The sequence below is a fragment of the Microbacterium sp. NPDC090014 genome (genome assembly GCF_044748285.1).
Taxonomy (GTDB): domain Bacteria; phylum Actinomycetota; class Actinomycetes; order Actinomycetales; family Microbacteriaceae; genus Microbacterium.
Map to the genome: position 1 here is coordinate 254889 of NZ_JBIVFS010000001.1, position 21285 is coordinate 276173.

The following is a 21285-nucleotide window of genomic DNA, read 5'->3' on the forward strand; positions in this document are numbered from 1 at the left end:
TCACACCGCCCGGATTCGGGGATTGATGAGCACGTACAGGAGGTCGACGATGATGTTGATCACCACGAAGGCCAGTGACACTGCGAGAGTCACGCCCTGCACGAGATTGGGTTCGTTGTTGGTCACGCCGTTGAGGATCAGCGTGCCCATGCCGGGGATCGCGAAGATGATCTCGATCACCACCGCCCCGCCGATGAGGTAGCCGATGCGCAGACCGAGCACGGTCACAGGCGTGATGAGCGCATTGCGCAGCACGTTGCGGCCGACGACGATCGTGCGCGGGATCCCGGCGCCGAGTGCTGTGCGCACGTAGTCTCGGTCGAGCTCTTCGACCATCGACGTGCGTACGACCCGGGACAGCTGACCGATCACCGGAACGGCGAGCGCGATGGCCGGCAGCGCCATGCGGGCGAGCCACCCTGCCGGGTCGGCCCACGGATCGGGCAGGGGACCGGACGCGGGCAGCACGTTCAGCCCGAGGGTGAAGAGCTGGATGAGCAGGATCGCGAGCCAGAACGAGGGCGTCGACAGCGACGCCACCCCGATGATGCGGATGAGCTGGTCGGGCCAGCGGTCACGATAGACGGCGGCGAGGACGCCGATCACGAAGGCGACGATGACGGCGATGAGGAGGCCGAGGAAGGTCAGCGCCAGCGTGACGGGGAACGCACGGACGACCTCGTCGATCACCGGAAGGCTCCGCGCCGAGTAGGTGCCGAGGTTGCCCTGCAGCAGTCCCACCAGGAAGGTGAAGTAGCGCACGAGCAGCGGCTGATCGAGGCCGTACTGCTCCCGGTACGCCTGCAGCGCCTCCGGGGATGCGGTCTCGCCGAGCGCGGTGCGTGCCGGGTCGACGGGCGAGAACGACATCACGAAGAAGACGAGGAACGTGATGCCGAGGATCATGAACGGCAGCTGCAGCAGCCGTCGTCCGATGAGGCGGAGCGTGTTGGACACGTGCCGCTCCTTCCAGGTTCGGGGAGGTGTGGCGGGGATGCGCTCGGGCGCGCACCCCCGCCGTGGAGACCGGGACTACTTCGCCGCCACGCCGACGTCGAGGAACGACAGGCCGGTGGTGGGGACGGGAGCGAAGCCGATCAGCTCCTGGCTGCTCCACGCTGTCGGCAGCTTGCGGTGGAACAGCGGGTAGAGCACTGCCTGGTCGGAGAGCAGGTCGTACGCCTCGTCCCACGTGGCCTGCTGCTCGTCGCCCTGCTGCCGCACGGCGGAGTCGAGGAGCGTCCGCAGTTCGGCGTACTCGGGCGAGTCGGCCCAGTTGGTGCGGGTCTGGGTCCAGACGTTCTCGCCGTACCACCAGTTCATCAGCAGGTCCGGGTCGACGCCGAAGACCGATGGGTCTCCGGGTGCGATCGCGACCGTGTAGTCACCGGAGTCGACCTTCTCGTACATGGCGGCCGACTGCCCGATGTCGAGCGTGGTGTCGATGCCGATGGCGTCGAGCGACTCCTTGATGAGCGGCGCGACCTCCTTCACCCAGCCGGTGTCGGTGGTGAGCAGCGTGATCGACAGGTCGTCGACGCCCGCTTCGTCCAGCAGCTCCTCGGCCTTCTCGGGGTCATAGCTGTAGACCGTCGAGGCCTCGTTGTAGTTCGGGTACGTCTCGGGCAGGAACGAGGTCGCGGGGGTCGCGTTGCCGAGCATCCCGGTCTCGATGATCTTGTCCATGTCGAGGGCGTAGTGCATCGCCTGGCGCACGCGTACGTCGTCGAAGGGCGCTGCCTTCGTGTTGAACATCATGAACAGCAGCCCGAAGGATTGCACGCTCTCGACGTCAGCCGCGGATGCCAGGGAGTCGACGTCGATGTACGGCACGTCCTCCATGGCTTGGATCGTGCCCGTCGACATCGCCGTGACTCGGGCGGAGGCGTCGGACAGCAGGTTCCAGTTCATGCCCGCAGCGAGTGCCGGGTGCGGGCCGTTGTAGTCGTCGTAGCGCTCGAAGACGAGCTTGTCCTCGGGCACGGCGGAGACGAGCGAGTACGGGCCCGAGCCGACGGGGTTCGCTCCGAAGCCCTCGGGATCTGCCTCGACGACCGCCTTCGGAACGATCTTGACGACGCCGAGTCGCTCATTGATGAGCGAGAACGGGTAGTCGGTGGTGATCTGCACCGTGTCCTCGTCGACGGCGGTGACGGTGTCGACGAAGTCGATGAAGGTGCGGAACAGTGAGTTGTTGTCGGGGTTCAGCACCCGCTCGTAGCTGAAGACGACATCCTCGGCAGTGACGGGGTCGCCGTTCTGAAACGTCGCTCCTTCGCGCAGATCGATCTCGTACGTGGTGTCGTCGACCTGGGTCGGGAGGTCCGCGGCCAGCGCGGGCGCCGCCTCCTGCGTGACGGGGTCGAGGTCGACCAGGCCTTCGAAGACATGCCAGTTCGCCGAGACCGTGACGGCGCCGGAGGCCACCATCGGGTCGAAGCTGCCGTTCAGCGTGTACGAGATGCCCGCTTCGATGATCGCGTCCGCGTCGATGTCGCCGGCGGATGCGCTCTCGTCGGCTGCCGGGGTCGCGCCGGCCGCGCAGCCGGCGAGGACGACCGACGCGGCGACGGTGCCAGCGATCAGTGTCGTGAATCGACCCGCACGGCGGCGGGTGACGTGTCGGTTCATGTGTGCTCCAGGGTGGGTGGGGGACATCTTGAGGACATCTGATGTCTGATGTACTCTAAACACACGTTCGATCGAATCACAAGAGTGAGATGATCAGAGCGTTTGCGTCGGGACGAGAGGGAGACCAGATGAAGTCCACCACGAGTAGGGCATCGCGGATGCGGCGCTCGACGACGGCGGATCAGATCAAGCAGCTCATCATCGCCCGCGGGCTGACCCCCGGCGATCCGCTCCCGACCGAGACCGAGCTCTGCGAAGAGCTCGATGTGTCGCGCTCGTCGGTCAGGGAGGCGATCCGCACCCTGTCGACGCTCGACATCGTCGATGTCCGGCACGGCCACGGCACCTACGTCGGCGCGATGTCGCTGGATCCGATGGTCGAGGCGCTGGTCTTCCGAGGGGTCCTCTCACCCGAAGGATCCCTCCAGTCTCTGCGCGAGGTGGTCGAGGTGCGCCTGGCTCTCGACCTCTCGATGGCCGAGCGCGTCGTCGCGGCCGCCCAGGTCGACGAGGGTGGAGAGCTCGATGAGCTCGTCGCCGAGATGGTCGACAAGGCGAGCCGAGGCGAGCACTTCCTCGAGGCCGACCGCCTGTTCCACACTAAGCTCTTCGACGCGATCGGCAACCGACTCGTCGGCCAGCTCGTCGGCGCCTTCTGGGATGTGCACACGGCCGTACTGCCCCAGCTCGACATCGATCAGCCCGATGACATCCACCAGACTGCGGTCGCGCACGGCGACATGCTCGCCGCCGTCCGAGCAGGCGACGTCGACGCGTATCGCGAGGCGGTGATCGAGCACTACCGTCCGCTGCAGCGCGTGCTCGCACAGGCCGGCGCTGCGCGCGCCTGAACCCAGAGCCACGGCGCGCTCGTGGAGCTACGGGGACGGAGGAGCGCCTCTCACGCGAAGTCGAGCTCGCCGCGCACGATCGAATCGCCCGAGTGCGCAGGATCGCCGTCGACCGGCTCGAAGGAGATGTCGACCAGGCGGTACTCGTCGAGGTCCACGCTGTCGGGGACGCGGAACGTGCCCGAGGACTCGTCGAGCACCCCGAGGCTGATCAGCGCCTGCCCGTCCTCGCGGATCAGCCACACCTCGCGGTAGTCGCCGGCGACGAGCTCGTCGCCGTCGAGGGTCACTGTCAACGTGCGCCGGCCGTCGCCGTCGTCGTCGATCCGGGCCTGTCCCTCCGCATCGGGGTGGTCGGGGAACGCGGCGAGCTCGGCCGAGGCGATCACGGCAGAGGAGGGCGTGAGGGTGCGGGCGATCCATACTCCGGCGCCGATCGCGACGACGAGCGCCATCGACGCGGCGAGGATCCACATGGTGGCCGACGAGCGGCGGCGTGGACGGACACGAGCCCGGTGTCGCGGCGCAGCCGCTTCCGCAGCATCCGCCTCAATCGCGGTCGCCGGACCGGCCGCCGAGACCGGTGCCGATGCAGCCGGTGCCGATGCAGACTCCGATTCCGATTCGGGCGGGTGGACGTCGGATGCCGGGTCGGCAGCAACCGCCGAGGTCAGCCCGAGTTCGCCGTGGATCCTCGACCAGACGTCGGCGGGCGGGGATTCCAGGTCGCCCTCGACGACGCTGGAGCGCGCCACGAGCGCCACCCGCGACATCGCAGCGACCTCGGCGGCACAGTTCTCGCACTCGACGAGGTGTTCCATGTCGGCGTCGGATCCGGCCGGTTCGCCCATCGCGATCAGGGCGATCTTCTCGTCATCGAGATGTGACACGGTTCACCTCCAATCGGTCGCGCATGCGGGCAAGGCTTCGGCGGATATGGCTCTTCACGGTGCCGAGCGGCATCCCCATTCTGCGTGAGATCTCTTCGTGGGTCAGGTCATCGTAGAAGGCCAGTCGCATGACGGCCTGTGCATCCGGCGCGAGCTGCTGGAGCTCGCTCGAGAGCAGCAGCGTCTCGGACAGATCGATCGATTCGGAGACGAGGGCGTCGGGCGGAGTGAGTCGTTCCATCTCGGCCTGCAGCTGCTGCACCTTGGCGCGCGCCTCGAACGTGTCGGCGATCCGGCGCCGCGCGATCGTGATCAGCCAGGTCGACAGTCGCGCCTTCGACGAGTCGTATCCGGCACGCGAGTTCCACGCCGACACGAAGGTGCGCTGGGTGACATCCTCGGCATCCCCCCGATCGCCGAGCGAGCGCAGCGCCAGGGTGAAGACGACCGGCGACCACCGCCGGTAGAGCTCCGCGAGCGCCTGCTCGTCGCCCGCGACGAAGCGCCTGTCGAGCGCCGCTTCGGCTTCGGTGGTCTCATCCACCCGGAGTCTCCTCTCCATGGTGATCACCCCGCCTCATCGCGGGACCGCCACCGCGACCACGTTATCGCGGTAGTGCCCGGTCTGGCTGTCGAAAGGTCCGCCGCACGTGACCAGCACCAGGGCCGAGGGGCCACCACGCTGGAAGAGCTCGTCGGTCGGCAGTGCCGCCTTCTCGTAGTAGGTCAGCGACTGCACCACGAACTCGCGGCTGGTGCCGTCGGCCGCCGTGATGAGGATGGTCTCGCCGGCGGGCACGTCCCGCAGGCGAGCGAGCGGTCCGATCGGATAGTCGATCGCGTCGACGTGCGCTGCGATCAGAATCCGGCCGCTCGTGCTCGTGGCATCCGCTCCGTATCGATACCAGCCGGCGATGGCCGGGTCGACGGGCAGCTCCATCTGTCCGGTGTCGGCCACCCCGACGTCCGTCACCGGCATGTCGATGGCGAGCGACGGGATGGCCAGACCCACGGGAGCGACGGATGCGGTCGGGGTGGGGAGAGCACCCGGCCGCACGGCGACGTCTCTCGTGGGAGTGGGAGGGACGGGCGATGGAGTCGTGGGGGGCGACTCCGTGGAAGGAGGGAGATCCGCGCCCGCCCCTCCCGGTGTGCATGCCACGAGGTACGCCGCGGTGACCAGGGCGCCGAACGTCATGATGACGCGGCGCAGGCGGGCCGTCCGCAGCGTGCCTCGGAGCATCAGCGCACCGTCTGGCGGCGACGGACGATCAGGCCCGCACCCACGGCGGTCGCGATCGCGAGGGCGACGAGACCCGCCGAGAGGAGGGCGTTCGCCGAGGCATCCTGCTCTGCGAGGTAGCCCGCGGTGCCGGAGGGCACTCCGTCGGGGTTCGAGTGGAGTCCCGAGATCGTCTGAGCGGCGATCGCGAGGTTGCCGTCTTCGGCACTGCCCCACGCGTAGACGATCGTGTTGACGCCCTCTTCGATCGCGACGTCTGCCGGACCGATGACCGGGTCGGTCGTGCCGGTCAGAGCGACGGCGGCCGACACGGTGCCCGCGGGGAGGTCGAGCTTGGCCTCGTTCGGGTTCGTAAGGTTCTCGATCACGGGCGATCCGCCCGCGAGGATGTCCACCGCGGGCGCCGCGGCGGTGTGACGCACGGTGAGTCGCCCCTGGCCGGGAGCCGTCTGCGAGATGTCGTTGGTGAAGAGGTTGAGGCCGGGTTCGCCCGCTTCGGTCAGGTGGGCCACGGCGGTGTAGTTCCCGCCCGCTTCGAGAGCGAGGGTCGCCGGGCCGAGGATGGGCGCGCTGGCGTCGGCGGCATCGGGAGCGGTGAGCGCCACCTCGTACGAACCGGCGGGCAGCTCGAGCGGTCCGGCGAGGTCTCCCGGCGCGAAGTCGTCGAGGGTGAGCTCGCCGTTCACGTACACGTCGACGGGGGTGTCGGGGATCGCGTGCAGCACCGAGAGCTGTGCGGCCTGGGTGGTGGCGGCGCCGGCCGGCATGGCCAGACCGAGAGCGGTGATCATTCCGACGGCGAGGCCGGCGGCGACTGTCTTGCGCATCTGTTCCTCCTGTACCCGGACCGCCCTGTGCGGCCCTTCATAGGAGTTGTTCTCCGGGAGCGCCGGGTTTGGATGCACCTGGATGAAGATTTCTCAGATCGCCGTGTCGATGTCCGTTCCGGTTATCCGAGCAGCCACTGCTGCAACGGGTACACGAAGTAGAGCAGCGAGAAGGCCTCGTAGAGCGCCCCGATGATGAGCAGCGCGAGGGCGGGCAGGCTCAGCCAGCCGATGTGCTGGAGTCCGCGCAGGTAGGCCGCGCGTCGATTCCGCGCACCGATCGCCTGTGGGCGAACCCAGTACCGGCCCAGCAGGAACGCGCCCAGCAGCAGAAGGATGTAGGCCTGCAGCTCGATCACGAGAGTCAGCGAATGCGGGATCAGCGCGACCCACCCCTCCGGCGTCGTCGGCACGAGGGTCACTCCGGTCGTCACCGACCAGACCGCGAACGTCGCGAGTCCGAGGAACGGCACGACGAGCGAGGGCAGCAGGATCGTGAGGGCGCCGAGCCGCAGGGTGTTGACCGCCAGGATCGTCAGCGCGAAGAGCCAGGGACTGCTGAGCAGAGAGGTGACGAGGCTCGCTGTGCCGTCGTCCTCCAGCGCCTGGGCGCGGCCGGCGACCAGGTCGGGGAAGAGCAGCCCGAGGATGAAGCCGATCGCGAAGGTGCCGTAGGCGAGCGCATTGAGAAGCGCGTAGACGCGGAGGTTCGAGCGGATGATCTGGAAAGGCCTGCGGATGAGTGTCATGGGTGCTCCCGTCGATGGACTAACACGGTGTGTTAGTAAGGGACGCACGCCACGCTAACACACTGTGTCACCGGGGGTCGTGGAGAATGGGATGATGACCGCCGACCCGAGCATGCTGCCGACGAAGGACCGCATCCTGCACGCGGCACTCACGATGTTCGGCGAATCACGCGGCGCGAAGCTCAGCGTCCGCGCGGTCGCAGCGCGGGCTGGCGTGAGCACCGGGTCGTTGCGCTTCCATTTCCCGACGCAGCGGGCGCTGCTCGACGAGGTCCTCCGCGTGGTCTACGAGGTGATCGCACCGGACGACCCGATCCACGATGAGTCGCTGACCGCGAAGGAGCGGCTCCTCGCATGTCTGAGGCAGGTGCTCGCTCCGTCAGGCGTCGGGGCGCAGGCACGCGAGGCAGCCACGATCCTGCACCGGACCTTCATCGAACCCGAGCTCACGGACGAACTCCGTGATGCCTACCTGGCCATCGAGCGCGAAGGGCAGCGCAGGGTCGAGCACTGGCTGTCCGTCCTCGAAGACGAAGGCTCACTCCCGGCCGGAGACAACGCCACGCGCGCGCGTTTCCTCAACTCCGTCCTCGCCGGCCTCGCCCTCGAACGGGCGCTCCCCTCGGACGAATCGATCCTCGGATCCGAGACGAACACGCTCACGATGGCGGTCGATGCCGTGTTCCGCGACGACTAGCGAGGGCTCAGTCCGCCGCCGCCTTCGCCGCGCGCTTGGCCTCTTGGAAGACCCGGATCGCCTCGTACCGCTCGGCTGAGCGAGCCTGTCGCTTCTCGCGCTGCTCGTCGCGGTCCTTCGGGGGTGCGGTCGTGACGAGGTCATCGAGCAGATGTCGCACCGACTTCTCGATCTCAGCGACAGCACGGTCGAACACCTCCCTGTTGGCGCGGGAGGGGGCGTTCGCACCCGAGATCTTGCGCACGAACTGCACTGCGGCCTCATGGCATTCGTCATCGGTGGCCGGCGGGGCGAGGTTGTTCAGAGGAACGATGTTGCGGCACATGCCTGCCAGGGTAGAGCGCTGAGCGCCGGAGTCAAGAGGCATCGGACCGACGACTTCCCCACCTATCCTTCCGAGCAGGCCCAGCCCCACCCGGAGGGGTGGTCAGCCGCGGGCGATGGCGGCCAGTTCGACGCGCGACGCGACGCCGGACTTGCGCAGCAGGTTCGAAACATGGAACTTCACCGTGTTCTCGCTCACGTTCAGCGTCTCGGCGATCTCGCGGTTGCGGCGCCCCGCCGACACCAGTCGCAGCACATCGCGCTCTCGCGGGCTGGCGTCGATCGCATCCGGCAGATCGCCCGGCTCGGCCGGTGGATCGAGAGGAAGGCGGATGCCGACCTCCGACCCCCATCCGGGTGTCGAGGCCACCGACAGGTCGCCTGACAGTGCAGAGACCTGCTCGGCGATCGGGCGAAGTGCGTCGTCGTGCGTCGTCAGGTCTCCTCGGCCATCATCGCGGATCGCGATCAGCAGGTTCAATCCGTCGCAGTCCCATTGGATGCGCACGCGTCGCGTCTCTCCGCGGTCGACGATCGCCAGCACGGTGCTTCTCACGATCGAGCGCGCCGAGTGGGCGATCACCCCGGGGAGCGCGCGGCCGTTGGCCGGGGGCTCGACGAACTGCACGTCGAGTTCGCTGTATCGCACGAGCGGGCGCAGATCGCCGCGCAGACGCTCGAAGGCGCCCGTCACCGGCTCGAGTCCTGCTCCCTGCTCATCGTTGTGCGTCCGCAGTCCGACCAGTGCACCGGCCGCGACATCGACCGCGATCGTGCGTGCCGCCCGGTCGTCGAGCCGCTGCGAGCGCAGCGTCGCGAGCAGGGATTCGAGGGTGAGGGCGTAGCGGTCCCGCTGCTCGGCGAGGGCGAGCGCGTGGTCTGCGGCCAGTCGGCGTGATCCCGCCGACCCAGCATGCTCTTCGATGCTCATGATCACCTACTCTATTCGTCCCTCTCCCTTCGGGTAGGTGGAACGGTCCCGAGGCGGGAGCGCCCGAAGGTCGCGCGATCGCAAGAGTGGAGACATGCCTCTCACCGCCACGATGTCGCCCGGCGCCGCCATCTCCCTCATCGCCAACGAGCTGCTCCGCGTCGCGGAGCGCACGAGCGTCGCGAACGCGCATCAGCTCATCGATCTGGCAGACCTCGTCGTCGATGCCCGGCGCGTCTTCGTGCTCGGAGCCGGCCGCTCAGGGCTCGCCCTGCGAATGACCGCGATGCGCCTCATGCACCTGGGACTCGACGTGCATGTGGTGGGCGACACCACCACTCCGGCAATCGAGGCCGACGACCTGCTGCTGACGGCGAGCGGGTCGGGAACGACGGAATCGATCGTGCGAGCCGCGCAGCGCGCCTCGTCGGTCGGGGCGCGCATCGGCGCGCTCACGACCGCAGCAACGTCGCCCCTGTCAGAGCTCGCCGACGTCGTCGTGCGGGTGCCTGCCGCCCAGAAGCTGGACCGCACGGCCGACGCCTCGCACCAGTACGCGGCGAGCCTGTTCGAGCAGGCGGTCGTCGTCATCGGCGACGGGCTCTTCCACGCCCTCTGGCAGCGCCAGGGCACCAGCGCCGACGACCTCTGGCCGCGCCACGCGAACCTGGAATGAGCGGCTGCCGCCCCACCATCCACCCCGCAGAACGAACGGAACACCCATGAAACTGCAGTTCGCCATCGACACGCTCAGCACCGAGAAGGCCCTCGAGCTCGCCGCCGCCGCGGCCGCGCACGTCGACATCCTCGAGCTCGGCACCCCGCTGATCAAGAGCGAAGGCCTCTCGGCGATCACCGCCCTGAAGAGCGCCCACCCCGACAAGGTGATCTTCGCGGACCTCAAGACCATGGATGCCGGTGAACTCGAGGCCGACATCGCCTTCGGCGCGGGTGCGGATCTCGTGACGGTGCTCGGCGTGGCCGACGACAGCACGATCACCGGCGCGGTGAAGGCCGCGAAGAAGCACGGCAAGGGCATCGTCGTGGATCTGATCGGCGTCGCCGACAAGCCCGCCCGCGCGCAGCAGGTCATCGGCCTCGGTGCCGAGTTCGTCGAGATGCACGCGGGTCTCGACGAGCAGGCGCAGGACGGCTACTCGCTCGACAGCCTGCTCACCGACGGCACCGCATCCGGCGTCGCCTTCTCCGTCGCGGGCGGCGTCAACGCCTCGAGCATCGCCGCCGTCCAGGCATCCGGGGCGCAGGTCGCCGTCGCGGGCAGCGCGATCTACAGCGCCGAGAACGTCGGAGACGCCGCCGCCGAGCTGCGCGCCGCGATCAGCTGACGACCGCACAGAGAGGGGCCGACCGGCGATGCCCGGTCGGCCCTTAGTGCGTCGAACGCCCCGACGGCGCCGCTCTAGACGACGCGGGCCGTCACGAGCAGGTACTCCCACGGCATCCGACCGTCCGCGAGGTGACGATCGCCGAGGTCGGCGAGCGCATCATCCAGCTCTGCTCGCCGCTGTTCGTCGTCGCCGATGCCTCGGTACGCCGCCGCGGTCGGGCCGTAGAAGTCCCGGAAGAAGTCCCGGAACTCCGCACCCGACGCGAACCTGTCGACCGACAGCTGCCGACGCTGCGTCGACAGCTCGGCCACGCGGTCTCCTAGGAGGGCGCGTACGTGCTCCTCGTCACCCCAGAGCGGCGGCGGCTGCACACCGGCAGGCGGCGCGGGGACGAACTTCTTCAGCGTGGCGAACAACTGTCCGACGAACCCCTCGGGCGTCCAGTTGATCAACGCCAGCCGTCCATCGGCGCGTACCACCCGCGTCAGCTCGCCGGCCGCCACCTCGTGATGCGGCGCGAACATCACGCCGACGCACGAGAGCACGGCATCGAAAGAGTCGTCCGCATAGGGCAGCGCCTCGGCATCCGCCTCCTCGAAGGCGAGTTCGACGCCCTGCCGTGCAGCATCCTGCCTGCCGATCTCGAGCAGCTCGGGCGTGAGGTCGCTCGCGACCACGGATGCACCGGTGCGCGCAGCTTCGATCGACGCGTTGCCGGTGCCGGCGGCGACGTCGAGCACGCGATCGCCCGGCCCGATGCGGCTCTCGGCGACGAGCACCCGACCGAGTTCGGGGATCACTTCGCGCGCGACGGCCGAATAGTCGCCGAGCGCCCAGACGACTCTGTGCTTCGCCTTCAGCGCGCGGTCGGCGTCGGCCTGGAGGTCGGTGGTGGTGGTGTTCATGGTGGGCTCCTCTGCCTTGTGATCCTCACGCTACGAACCCCGCGCAGACCGCTCTAGTATCCGATCTGTACCGGGTCTATCGTGAGGTCCGTGGGCGCCCCCTACTACCAGTTCTGCCCCGTCGCCAAGGCGATGGAGCTGCTGGACGAGCGGTGGACGATGCTCCTGCTGCGTGAGCTTCTGCTCGGCACCGAGCACTTCAACGAGCTACGCCGCGGCCTCCCCCGCATGTCGCCGACGCTGCTGTCCCATCGACTCGACCAGCTGCAGCGTGCCGGCCTCATCGAGCGGATCGCCCAGGGTGCTGACGTCCGCTACGTGCTCACCGTCGCGGGTGCCGAACTGCGTCCGGTCGTCGAACAGCTCTCGGCGTGGGGGGTGCGCTGGATCGGCGAGCTCGGAGACGCCGACCTCGACCCCAAGCTGCTGCTGTGGGACATGCACCGCAATGTCGATCACGGCACCGTCCCCGATGCGCGCACGGTGATCGCACTGCATTTCACGGACGCGAGGCCGGCGCAGCGCCGGTGGTGGCTGGTGATCCACGACGGCGAGGCCGACGTGTGCGACGCCGACCCCGGGTACGACGTGTCGGTCGAAGTGCGCTGCACGCTCCGAGCGCTGACCCGGTTCTGGCGCGGGGACATCGAATGGACGACGCTGCTGCTCGCCGAAGACGCCACCGCGACCGGCCCGAACGACCTGCGGCGAGCGCTGCCGTCGTGGTTCATCCGCCCGGGATATGCCGCGGTGCCGCGGGTGGGCGCGCCGGTGGTGGCGGGCGCGAGCGCCTAAGGGCGTTGGTCTCGCCGTGTCAGTAGAACGTGCCGTTCTCGTCGAGCACCGAACCGCCGTGGGCCTGGATCAGCGCACCCGTCGTGTCGAGCCAGACCTCACCGGGACGGATGCTGTCATTCACGGCCATGGAGAGAAGCCTTCGGTGGCGACGGTCCACGTCGGTGGGAACCCGTGCGTGGCGAGCATCGAGACGGCGGCGAGAAGCGAGCCGTTGCCTGGCAGGTAGATCGGGAGGATCGAACCCATCTGACTGTTGTGCCCGACCGCGGTGAATCGGTTCTTCACCTCGTCGCGCATCAGCGCATCGATGGCGACGTCGGCCAATCCGAGCCGGGAGGCGGTCATGGCGAGCACCGGGAAGTCCCACCCCCACGCCGACGGCCACTCCCATGTGCGCAGGACGTCGTCGAGCGTCGCGCGCATGATGCTCGGGTCGATCACAGGCGTCGATGGCAGCACTCCGAACGCGGCCAGCAACGACGGATGATCGTCGCGACGAAGGTACGGCGCGGTGGCGATGGCCGTGTAGCGCCCGTTCTCGACATGAGGCGTTGTCAGTCCGTTCTGCACGGCGGACCAGTCCTCTCGTCGAGGTTCACCCGCACGCTCGCGCCACCGCTGGGCGATCTCCAGCCCCCACCACCAGTACGCGAGCTCGTACGTGGGATCTTCGGTGGTGGTCACGTCATAGAACTCCTGCGCCGGCATGAGCGGCGCGAGCAGGTGGAAACGGCCGCCACGCTCTTCTGCGAAAGCGGCCATGAACTCCGCAGTGCCCACGACGAGATCGCCGAACTCGTCGATCAGCGCGGCGCGCTTCACCGCGTCCGACGCTCTCCACACGAGCTCCAGCAGGTAGAGCACGTGCGGCTGCTGCCAGACGAGGAAAGAGCCGATCGGGTCGGGGCTCTCCCTCCCCTCCGGGCCGACCTGCTTGGGCCAACGGATCCCCGGATAGCCCTGCCCGTCGGCAGTCGCCCGCGCCCGGTCGGCGATAGCGCGATACCACCCGAGGCTGCGTTCGAGCAGCTCGGGGCGACCCCAGGTCGCGAAGTGCGCGGCGTGCCAGAAGTGCATCTCCAGATGTGACTTGCCCGACCAGGAGTTGGTGATGAGTCCGGTCTCCGACGGCGGCATCACTCCAGCGGAGTTCACGGCTGTGAGGTACTGCGAGAGCACGATCCGGCGTTCGAGTTCTGCAGCGCGAGCATCGTCCGTTCCGGCGAAGTCGACCGCGGCGCCCGAGTTCCAGAAGCGCTCCCACGAGAGCGCCGAGGCCGAGGCCACCTCGTCGAAGGTGGGCAGTTCTCGGGCGCTCTCCTCGGTGAAGCGGACGATGAGGTCGAGATCGTCGCCGTCGGATCGCAGCTCGAACGCATGAGCTGCGATCCGACTGATGCTGCCACCGGTGAAACCGAGTTCGACCCCATAGGCCGTGTCATCGAGGGTGCGGATGATCCGGGCACCGAGATCAGTCGACTCGAGGGCGGACTCGTGGCGCTCCGGCGAGGACCAGTCGGAGGTCTGGAAGAACCCCGGATGTGCGTAGGGGAAACGCAGCGCGACCCTCAGCCGTCCGTCGCCCATCAGCGGAGAGTGGATGCGGAAGGCCACGAGCGACTCGTCGGGGGCCGACACCGTCTGAACGGATACGGGTTGCCCGTCGAAGACGAATGCCGAGCGGATGACCCCTGACCACAGGTCGAGCGTCTGCCGCGTGTCCCGCAGCGCCTCAGGGCCCGTTGCCGGGTCGTCGAACGCGAAGCCGATGCGACCGAGATCCAGCCGCTGCGGGTTCGCGTTCAACCAAGCGCCGGCCCGGTTCTCGTCAGCGACCTGGCCGCGCATCGCACCTTCCATGTCGTGGCGGTCGGGGTAACGCACAGCTCCTCGGCGGGTGAGGTGCTCGGACATCGCGTCGTCGAGGACGAAACCCTCGGGGTTGGGCATCTCGTGCCATCCCCAGGAGCTCATCGTCGCCGTGTTGACCGCGACTCGGCCCTCCCTGACCGCCAGGGACTGATCGTGGAACGCCGTGAACGTCTGCATGCCCGTGATGTCGGCGGTGTAGGCGAAGTCGCCGTTGCCGACCGTGAGAACGTGCTCGGGGTCGGGCGTGCTGACGGTGACGTCGTGACGGCTCACGACCTCGCGCCGGTTGATCGCGACGCCCATCAGCGCGCTCCCTCCGCCAGGCGCGCCCGAGGGAAACCGATGCCGATCGCGCCCCCATCGCTCGCGGCGACTTCGCCCAACCACGCCAGACTCGGTTTCGGTGTGCGCGTGAAAGTCTCTCGATCGACGGAGATGAGACCGAACGTCGGCTCCCAGTGGCCCCATTCGAAGTTGTCGAGCAGAGACCAGTGCAGATAACCGCGCACATCGATACCGTCATCGATCGCGGTGGCCAGTCCGCGGAGCGCCCCTGTCGTGTATGCGATTCGACGATCGTCGTCGGCCGTAGCCAGCCCGTTCTCGGTCACGAGAATCGGCACGCCGCCGGTCACTTCCCAGGCGTGCCGCACGGCCGATTCGAGAGCATCCGGACGGTAGTAGGTTCCGACCAGCGTGTTCTCCGGTCCCGGCTCCGCCGCCACGAATCCCTGCGCATCGATCTCCTGCGTCGAGTAGGCCTGCACACCGATGAAGTCATCGTCGCGCGCCGCTCGGAGATAGAGATCCTCCCGTGCGTGACGCTCGGCCTCGAGGTACACCTCGTTCTCGGGCTTCGCCCACAGATTGAGATTCGCCAGCGTCCATCCGACCCGGGCGCTGGTGCGCTCCTTCAGCACGGCGCGCGCAGCGAGGTGAGCCTCGACGAGCCGTTCACCGACGTGGAGAGACGGACGGGGAAGCACGAACCCTTCGCCCGGCTGCACCGTGGGGGTGATGAACGACGGTACGGCGTCCGGGTTGATCGATCGCGACATCAGCACCATCAGGGCGAGCATGTTGGGCTCGTTGATCGTGCACACCCAGTCGACGCCGTCGAGGATATCCACGACCCGGGTCACATAGGCCGCGAACCGGTCGATGGCGGTGTCCCCCAGCCACCCGCCCTCTTCGACGAACCAGCGCGGACTCGTGAAGTGGTGAAGGGTGACGACGGGCGTGAGACCGAGCCCTTGTGCGGTGTCGATCATGCGGCGGTAATGTGCCAGCGCCGCTCGTGAGTACTCTCCCGCGATCGGTTCGACCCTCGACCATTCGATGCCGAAGCGGTAGGCGGTGAGACCGGCATCCGCCAACAGCCGCATGTCTTCTTCATACCGGTGATAGCTGTCGACCGCGTCGCCGCTCAGGCCGAAGTGCGGCATCAGCTGCTCATAGAGCCACCAGTCGCTGTTGACGTTGTTGCCCTCGACCTGGTGCGGCGCAGTCGCCGCACCCCAGAGGAACGCGGAGGCGGTGTCGGTCATCTCGGAGATCCTTCGTGCGTATAGCGATTCAGCGGACGGACTTGACGCGGAGGATGACGAATCCACCGATCACGACGAGCACGGCTGCAGCCACATAGAGCACCGAATAGTTCGGTCCTCCCTCCGTGGCGATCAGCGTCAGGACACCGGACGCGACGAGTGGCGCCAGCGCCTGGGGGATGGTGGTGGCGAACTGCGTGATGTTGACGAAGCGACCCGCTTCGGTGTCCCTTTCGGGAAGCACGTCGAGGAACAGCGCCTGATCCACCGCCGAGAAGACCCCGATGCTCAGGTTCGTCAGCAGCGAGCCGATGATGAGCAGCGTGAAGTCGGGCGCGAGGACCATGACGATGGCTCCGATCCCGAACAGGATCGCGGAGCCCAGGACGAACGGCTTACGACGACGAAGCCTGTCAGACAGGAACCCACCGGCGAAGACTCCCACGATGGTGCCCAGGATGCCGATCAGGCCGACGGTCGCGACGGTGTCGCCGATCTCGATGACGGGAATGTCCAGGCGCTGTGCGAAGAAGTAAGCCGTGTAGGTCGTGTTGAGCGTGAGCCCGAAGAAGAACAGGAAGCGGCCCAACCAGTTCCAGGCGAAGTCGGGGTAGCGCTTCGGGTTGAAGACGTACCCCGAGAGCACGCCCTTCACCGAGAGGGGTCCGTCGAAGGTCAGCGAACGACTGTCGGCGTCCTTGTAGAACAGCACGAAGACGAAGACGAAGACGAGCGCGACGGCACCGGGGACGAGGAAGAGGAGGAACGGCTGAGTGGCGAATCGACCGCCGACCACCGCACCGACCACAGGCGCGACCATCGTCACGAACCCGGTGATCGCGGCGACGCGTCCTCGCTGCGACTCGGGCAGCTTGTCGGCTTGAATCGTCGTGAAGAGGTTGGCGGCCTGGCTCAGACCGATCTGGGCGATGATCCACCCGAGACCCAGCACGAGGACGTTCGGGCCGAGAGCCATCACGGTGAGACCGACGAGTCCGAGCAGTACACCGCCGATGAGCCAGGGACGGCGGCGCCCGAAGCGTGATCTTGTGCGGTCGCTCAGCTGCCCACCCAGCGGCCCGACCAGCAGCGCGGCGAGCGAGCCGATGCCGAGCAGCAGACCGAGGTACTCCGGGTTTTCGGGCGCGAGGACGTTGACCCGCAGAGCGAGCGAGATGGCGATCGGGGTGACGAATGCGAGGTAGGTGCCGAACAGGCCGAGTGCGAGGAGGGCGATGAAGGCTCTGCTCACCCTCTCGCGCACGATGAGGGTGCCTGTCTCGGTGAAGACCGGCTCCTCGGGGACGGTCGCTGCGTTCAGCAGCGGGTCGCTGACTCCTGCGGTCACAGGGGTGGTCCCCGGTGCGGTGTGGTCGTCGGTGCTCATGGTGACTCCTTTGTCTGGCGTGCGTGGCGTGTGTGCGGGTGTCTGGTGAAGGTGCGGGGTCGGTCAGGATGCCGTCAGGGCGACGCTCACTGGATTCGCGAACTCGGACGAGACAGTGACCGTGATGTCTCCGGTGCCGATCGGACGGATGATGGCGAGTGCGCGCCCGTCGAAGGTGTGATGCGTGTCGGCCGAGAAGGTCTCCCGGGTTGCCGGTGCGCCGCTGCCGAGAGCCTGCAGCACGGCCGCGCCCTCGACGGTGACCGTCACGGCCTGATCGCGGGCGGCGTGCACCGTTCCGGTCGCATCCGTGAGTGCCACCTCGATGAAGCCGAGATCGGTGCCGTCGTGGCGGAGCACAGCACGCTCGACCTCGACCGAGAGCCGCAGATCGCTCGACGCGCTGCGAAGCATGCTTCTTCCCGTCTCGACTCCGTCGGTATACGCGACCGCTTCGAGCGTTCCCGGGTTGTACGTCGTCGTGAAGGCGGCACGAAACGGCGCGGGGTCTCCCACCCGGCTGCGGCCGATCACGGCCCCGTCGAGCAGGAGCTCGACCTCGTCTGCGTCGCTGTACACCTCGACCTGCACCGGGCGCCCCTCGAATCCGGCCCAGGACCAGCTGTTCAGCGAATCGGTCCACGACCAGGGCGTTGCCACGGCGACCGGGACACCGTGGACGGCGGGTCGTTCGACGGCGATATACGGTTCAGACCGCAGGCCGAAGACCGTCTCGCGGAAGTAGGAAACCGGACGCCGCGTGCCGATGATGTCGATGTCGCCACACCAGGCCGTGAGTTCGGGGAATCCCCCCGAGAAGCCCGATGTCGGGGCGGTGTCGCCCGCCTCGGCGGAAGGCAGGTACCGGACGGTGCCGAGACCCGTCTCGCCCAGGTAGTCCCAGCCGGTCCAGGTGAAGTCCCCGATGACTCGCGGGTCGGCCTGTACGAGCTCCCAATTGCCGGCGATCGAACTGGGCCACGTCTCGGTGCCCACGATGATCCGGTCAGGGAAGCGCTCGCGGTCTTGGACGTATCTGGCGTCGGAGTAGTTCATGCCCGCAGCGTCGAGCACCGCGAACGACTCCTCCGTGCGCTCGGTCGCCGCATCGGAAGACTGGATATGACCCATCATCTGGCCGAACCCCGCCATCATCGTGTTGACCCCGCCCGCCGTCTCAGGCGCACTCGCCTCGCGACGCGCCTTCATCTGCGGCACGATCGTGTCGAGCATCGCCACGAACGGATTGATGCCGTTGGTCACGAATCTCGTCGAGTCCAGCGACCGCACCTTCTCCGCGAGTCGGCGACCCCAGGTCGAGCCGATCGGCGTTCCGGTCTCGGGGATCTCGTTGCCGATCGAATAGAAGATCACGCTCGGGTGGTTGAAGTCCTTCGCGACCAACGCCTCGATGTCGCGCTCCCACCACTCGGGGAAGTCGAACGAGTAGTCGTAGTCGCTCTTGGCCGATGTCCAGACGTCGAACGTCTCATCCATCACCAGCATCCCGAGTCGGTCGCAGGCTTCGAGCAGCGCGGTGCTCATCGGGCAGTGCGAGCTGCGGATCGCGTTGAACCCCGCCTCTTTCAGGCGGGCGATCTTCCGTTCCTCCGCGGCGCGCATCGACACCGCGCCGAGCGGGCCGTTGTCGAGATGGATGCAGGCGCCGCGCAGCTTCACGACCTCGCCGTTGATGCGGAGGCCATGGCGGGGATCCAGCTGCAGTGATCGGATGCCGACGACCGCGTTCTCCTCGTCGACCACGCGCTCGTCCACGGGGTCGCGCAACGTGATCAGCACGTCGTGGAGGTTCGGCGCGTCGACGCTCCACAGCGCCGGATCCTCGAGGAACAGCCGCCGCCGAACGGTCGCGCGACTGCCGGGCAGCAGAGTCACGGGCGAGCTTCCCGCTGCGGCGATCTCGCCCGATGTCCCGACGACGTCGACCTCGAGGCGGTACGTCCGCGTCAACGCACCGCTGTTCTCCACGACGGCGGCGATCTCGACCACAGCGCTGTCGGTGTCGACACTCGGCGTGCTCACTCTCAACTCGTCACGCACGATGTGCACCGCGTCCTTCACGACGAGATGCACATCACGGTAGATGCCCGCTCCTGCATACCAGCGACTGTCGAGGTGGGTACGACACTCCACTCGGATCTCGTTCTCGGCCCCGAAGACCAGGAACGGGTCGATCCGCACCGAGAAACGGGAGTAGCCGAACGCCCGCTGTCCGGCGAGGTGACCGTTCACGTAGACGGCTGCATCGCGGTACACGCCGTCGAACTCGAGCCGCATCAGACGGCCAGCGAGCTCGGCAGCAACCTCGAGCGTCCTCCGATACTCGAACGCTCCACCGGGAAAGTACCCGCTGGTCTCTCCTCGCGGCGCGTCAGCGCGGCGCTCCTGCGCGATGAGCGCGTCATGCGGGAGGTGCACCGAAGTCCATTCGGATGCCGAGCTGCCGCCGAGCTCCTGGAAGGCGGTCACTTTGCTGCGATATGCCCAGCCGTCGGTGAAGAGGAAGCGACCCGTCGACGCTCGCCGGTCCTCACGACTCTCGACATCGTCTCTTGCGATCGACTCTGACAGCACAGCATCCTCCTTGACGTCCGCCAAAATACCCAGGCATGGCGGTTTTCATGAAGATAGCACGAAATACGCCACAGATGGGTAATTTCATTCGAAGTACTCTCGAAGGTGCCCGGGACGTCGTCGAGAGGACCGGAGCGGTCAGGAGAAGACATGACGAACGACGCCACACACGGGGGCCGCGGCCCCTACGCGAAGAGCGCAGCCGTGCGTCAGCGGATCCTCGAGGCGGGGATGCAGGGCTTCGCACAGGTCGGCTACTTCGCCACCTCTCTCAATGACATCGCGGACCGTGCCGGCATCAGCCGCCGCGGTCTCGGACACCACTTCCGAAGCAAGGAGGAGCTTCTCACCGAAGTGCTGGACCAGCGCCAGGACGAGGACGCCGAGCGCATCCGCGACACCCGAGGGATCGACTCACTGGCCGCCGTGCTCGAAGTCTCGACCCAGAACGCCGACCGCCCAGGCCTCATCCAGCTGTACAGCCTGCTGCGCGCGGATGCCACGGCGACCGAGCATCCGGCGCACGAGCATCATCGCCTGCAGTACGACCGCCTCCGGCAGTATCTCGCCCGCGCGTTCGACGAGGTGCGCGGCGACGGGGAACTCAGGTCGGACGAGGACTCCGACACCCTTGCGTCGACCTATCTCGCACTGATGGACGGGCTGCAGATCCAATGGCTCTATAACCGCGACAACACGGACATCGACCGAGTGCTGCGGGCGTATCTCCGGAGCGTGATCCCCGCTTTCCCGACCGCCCGGGACGCCCGTCGAGAGCCTGACACCGCCGCACACTGACGGCGCGTCGGGATCTACTCCTCGCCGCTGTCGAGGAAGACTCCGACATGGTTGCCGTCGAGCACGAACTGCAGCGCTACGCCTGACGGGAAGCGCTCGGCGAGCTCGTCGGGGGTCTCGGAGTCGAACGGCACCGCGACGGTCGGCGGGAATGCACCCACGCCGCACGCCACGTACCGTTGGCCCTCGAAACTCCAGGACGTCTCGGTGAAGTCACGCACATCGGGCAGCTGGTCGTTCCTGACGACATTGAGACAGACGTTCTCCGACGAACGCTCTCCCGAGTCGGCGTACCACCCGGGCGTCAGGAAGACCGTCAGGCCGGAGAACTCGGCCGATGCCGCATCCTTCTCCGCGCCGAACCACCCCGGCGCGATCATTCCGGATCTCGTGAGCTCGAGCGTCTCGATCTGCGGCGCACCCGCAGACGACGACACGGGCGGGACCACGGCGAAGGCGTAGGCGATCGACGCCGCGAGCGCGGCCGACGCCGCCACGGAGGCCACCCACAGCGGTGCTCGCCACCTCGCCAGGCGCCCCGGCCACCCGGTCACCCCGTGCGGGGCCGCGGGTGCGACCGATTCGTCCCACGTGGACTCGTCGTCCAGTCGGTCGAGCAGGTCACCGCTCTCGCGCGATGCATCGGCCGAGGGATGCACGACCCGCAGCTCGGCGCGCTCCGAGTCGGCGACGGAGGCCACAACGGATGCGGCGCCAGCGGCCTGGGATCCCGCCGCGCCCCCGGTCGACGCCGCGCTGCGCGAGGATTCGAGCTCCTCGAGTCGGCGGACCGCGGACGGGTCGCTCGCGATGTCAGCACGCGGACCGTAGGCACGAGCCCATAGCTCGCGAAGCTCGTCATCAGCGGCAGCATCCATCCCCGGCATCGTC

General features: G+C 67.8%; 21 protein-coding genes. 6 read left to right on the plus strand and 15 right to left on the minus strand.

Annotation, left to right across the window (positions count from 1 at the left end):
- Both ACIPV5_RS01190 and ACIPV5_RS01195 read right to left on the minus strand, forming a co-directional pair.
- Complete coding sequence (locus ACIPV5_RS01190) at positions 1-957, minus strand: ABC transporter permease (RefSeq protein WP_295101175.1); 957 nt, start codon at positions 955-957, stop codon at positions 1-3.
- Positions 958-1032: 75 nt separating this feature from the next.
- Positions 1033-2631 carry an ABC transporter substrate-binding protein gene (locus ACIPV5_RS01195; protein WP_400339096.1) on the minus strand — a complete coding sequence of 533 codons (1599 nt, stop codon included), beginning with the start codon at positions 2629-2631 and terminating at the stop codon, positions 1033-1035.
- Positions 2632-2759: 128 nt separating this feature from the next.
- On the opposite strand from ACIPV5_RS01195, the gene ACIPV5_RS01200 reads away from it, so the two are divergent.
- On the plus strand, positions 2760-3482 hold the full coding sequence (locus ACIPV5_RS01200) for a FadR/GntR family transcriptional regulator (protein WP_315985267.1): 723 nt from the start codon (positions 2760-2762) through the stop codon (positions 3480-3482).
- A 50-nt stretch (positions 3483-3532) separates the two neighbouring features.
- On the opposite strand, the gene ACIPV5_RS01205 is transcribed toward ACIPV5_RS01200, so the two are convergent.
- From ACIPV5_RS01205 to ACIPV5_RS01225, 5 genes are all read right to left on the minus strand, one after another.
- A complete protein-coding gene (locus ACIPV5_RS01205; protein ID WP_400339099.1) occupies positions 3533-4372 on the minus strand; it encodes an anti-sigma factor in 840 nt (279 codons plus the stop codon).
- Complete coding sequence (locus ACIPV5_RS01210) at positions 4356-4916, minus strand: RNA polymerase sigma factor (RefSeq protein WP_150115128.1); 561 nt, start codon at positions 4914-4916, stop codon at positions 4356-4358. Before ACIPV5_RS01210 ends, ACIPV5_RS01205 begins: the two co-directional genes overlap by 17 nt.
- Before the next feature lie 33 nt (positions 4917-4949).
- Positions 4950-5615: a class F sortase gene (locus ACIPV5_RS01215; protein WP_400339102.1), complete on the minus strand. Its 666-nt coding sequence runs from the start codon at positions 5613-5615 to the stop codon at positions 4950-4952.
- The gene (locus ACIPV5_RS01220; RefSeq protein ID WP_053098083.1) at positions 5615-6442 is read right to left on the minus strand and encodes a DUF4397 domain-containing protein; all 828 of its coding nucleotides are present in this window, start codon (positions 6440-6442) and stop codon (positions 5615-5617) included. The genes ACIPV5_RS01215 and ACIPV5_RS01220 overlap by 1 nt, the downstream gene beginning before the upstream one ends.
- A 122-nt stretch (positions 6443-6564) precedes the next feature.
- On the minus strand, positions 6565-7191 hold the full coding sequence (locus tag ACIPV5_RS01225) for a stage II sporulation protein M (RefSeq protein ID WP_157557453.1): 627 nt from the start codon (positions 7189-7191) through the stop codon (positions 6565-6567).
- 94 nt (positions 7192-7285) lie between these two features.
- On the opposite strand from ACIPV5_RS01225, the gene ACIPV5_RS01230 reads away from it, so the two are divergent.
- Positions 7286-7888 (plus strand): TetR/AcrR family transcriptional regulator, encoded by a 603-nt coding sequence (locus ACIPV5_RS01230; RefSeq protein ID WP_400339104.1) that lies wholly within the window; start codon positions 7286-7288, stop codon positions 7886-7888.
- Between the two features lie 7 nt (positions 7889-7895).
- Here ACIPV5_RS01230 and ACIPV5_RS01235 read toward each other — a convergent pair whose 3' ends face one another.
- Positions 7896-8213 carry a DUF2277 domain-containing protein gene (locus tag ACIPV5_RS01235; RefSeq protein WP_053098085.1) on the minus strand — a complete coding sequence of 106 codons (318 nt, stop codon included), beginning with the start codon at positions 8211-8213 and terminating at the stop codon, positions 7896-7898.
- 102 nt (positions 8214-8315) lie between these two features.
- Positions 8316-9143, minus strand: a complete 828-nt coding sequence (locus ACIPV5_RS01240) for a LuxR C-terminal-related transcriptional regulator (RefSeq protein ID WP_400339108.1) — start codon at positions 9141-9143, stop codon at positions 8316-8318.
- A 94-nt stretch (positions 9144-9237) separates the two neighbouring features.
- On the opposite strand from ACIPV5_RS01240, the gene hxlB reads away from it, so the two are divergent.
- Both hxlB and hxlA read left to right on the plus strand, forming a co-directional pair.
- A complete protein-coding gene (gene hxlB / locus ACIPV5_RS01245) occupies positions 9238-9819 on the plus strand; it encodes a 6-phospho-3-hexuloisomerase (RefSeq protein ID WP_053098087.1) in 582 nt (193 codons plus the stop codon).
- Positions 9820-9865: 46 nt separating this feature from the next.
- Complete coding sequence (hxlA, locus tag ACIPV5_RS01250) at positions 9866-10489, plus strand: 3-hexulose-6-phosphate synthase (protein WP_053098088.1); 624 nt, start codon at positions 9866-9868, stop codon at positions 10487-10489.
- 74 nt (positions 10490-10563) lie between these two features.
- Here hxlA and ACIPV5_RS01255 read toward each other — a convergent pair whose 3' ends face one another.
- The gene (locus ACIPV5_RS01255) at positions 10564-11397 is read right to left on the minus strand and encodes a class I SAM-dependent methyltransferase (protein WP_400339111.1); all 834 of its coding nucleotides are present in this window, start codon (positions 11395-11397) and stop codon (positions 10564-10566) included.
- Between the two features lie 90 nt (positions 11398-11487).
- On the opposite strand from ACIPV5_RS01255, the gene ACIPV5_RS01260 reads away from it, so the two are divergent.
- A complete protein-coding gene (locus ACIPV5_RS01260) occupies positions 11488-12192 on the plus strand; it encodes a winged helix-turn-helix transcriptional regulator (RefSeq protein WP_400339114.1) in 705 nt (234 codons plus the stop codon).
- 120 nt (positions 12193-12312) lie between these two features.
- Here ACIPV5_RS01260 and ACIPV5_RS01265 read toward each other — a convergent pair whose 3' ends face one another.
- The 4 genes from ACIPV5_RS01265 to ACIPV5_RS01280 form a co-directional block, all read right to left on the minus strand.
- On the minus strand, positions 12313-14370 hold the full coding sequence (locus ACIPV5_RS01265; RefSeq protein ID WP_400339117.1) for a hypothetical protein: 2058 nt from the start codon (positions 14368-14370) through the stop codon (positions 12313-12315).
- Positions 14370-15614 carry a glycoside hydrolase family 1 protein gene (locus tag ACIPV5_RS01270; RefSeq protein WP_400339120.1) on the minus strand — a complete coding sequence of 415 codons (1245 nt, stop codon included), beginning with the start codon at positions 15612-15614 and terminating at the stop codon, positions 14370-14372. Before ACIPV5_RS01270 ends, ACIPV5_RS01265 begins: the two co-directional genes overlap by 1 nt.
- 28 nt (positions 15615-15642) lie before the next feature.
- Positions 15643-17001, minus strand: coding sequence for an MFS transporter (locus tag ACIPV5_RS01275; RefSeq protein ID WP_400339123.1), 1359 nt, complete (start codon positions 16999-17001; stop codon positions 15643-15645).
- 63 nt (positions 17002-17064) lie between these two features.
- Positions 17065-19596 carry a glycoside hydrolase family 2 TIM barrel-domain containing protein gene (locus ACIPV5_RS01280; protein ID WP_400339126.1) on the minus strand — a complete coding sequence of 844 codons (2532 nt, stop codon included), beginning with the start codon at positions 19594-19596 and terminating at the stop codon, positions 17065-17067.
- Between the two features lie 150 nt (positions 19597-19746).
- On the opposite strand from ACIPV5_RS01280, the gene ACIPV5_RS01285 reads away from it, so the two are divergent.
- Complete coding sequence (locus tag ACIPV5_RS01285) at positions 19747-20394, plus strand: TetR/AcrR family transcriptional regulator (RefSeq protein WP_400339129.1); 648 nt, start codon at positions 19747-19749, stop codon at positions 20392-20394.
- A gap of 14 nt (positions 20395-20408) precedes the next feature.
- On the opposite strand, the gene ACIPV5_RS01290 is transcribed toward ACIPV5_RS01285, so the two are convergent.
- Positions 20409-21272, minus strand: a complete 864-nt coding sequence (locus ACIPV5_RS01290) for a hypothetical protein (protein WP_400339132.1) — start codon at positions 21270-21272, stop codon at positions 20409-20411.
- Positions 21273-21285: the final 13 nt, after the last annotated feature.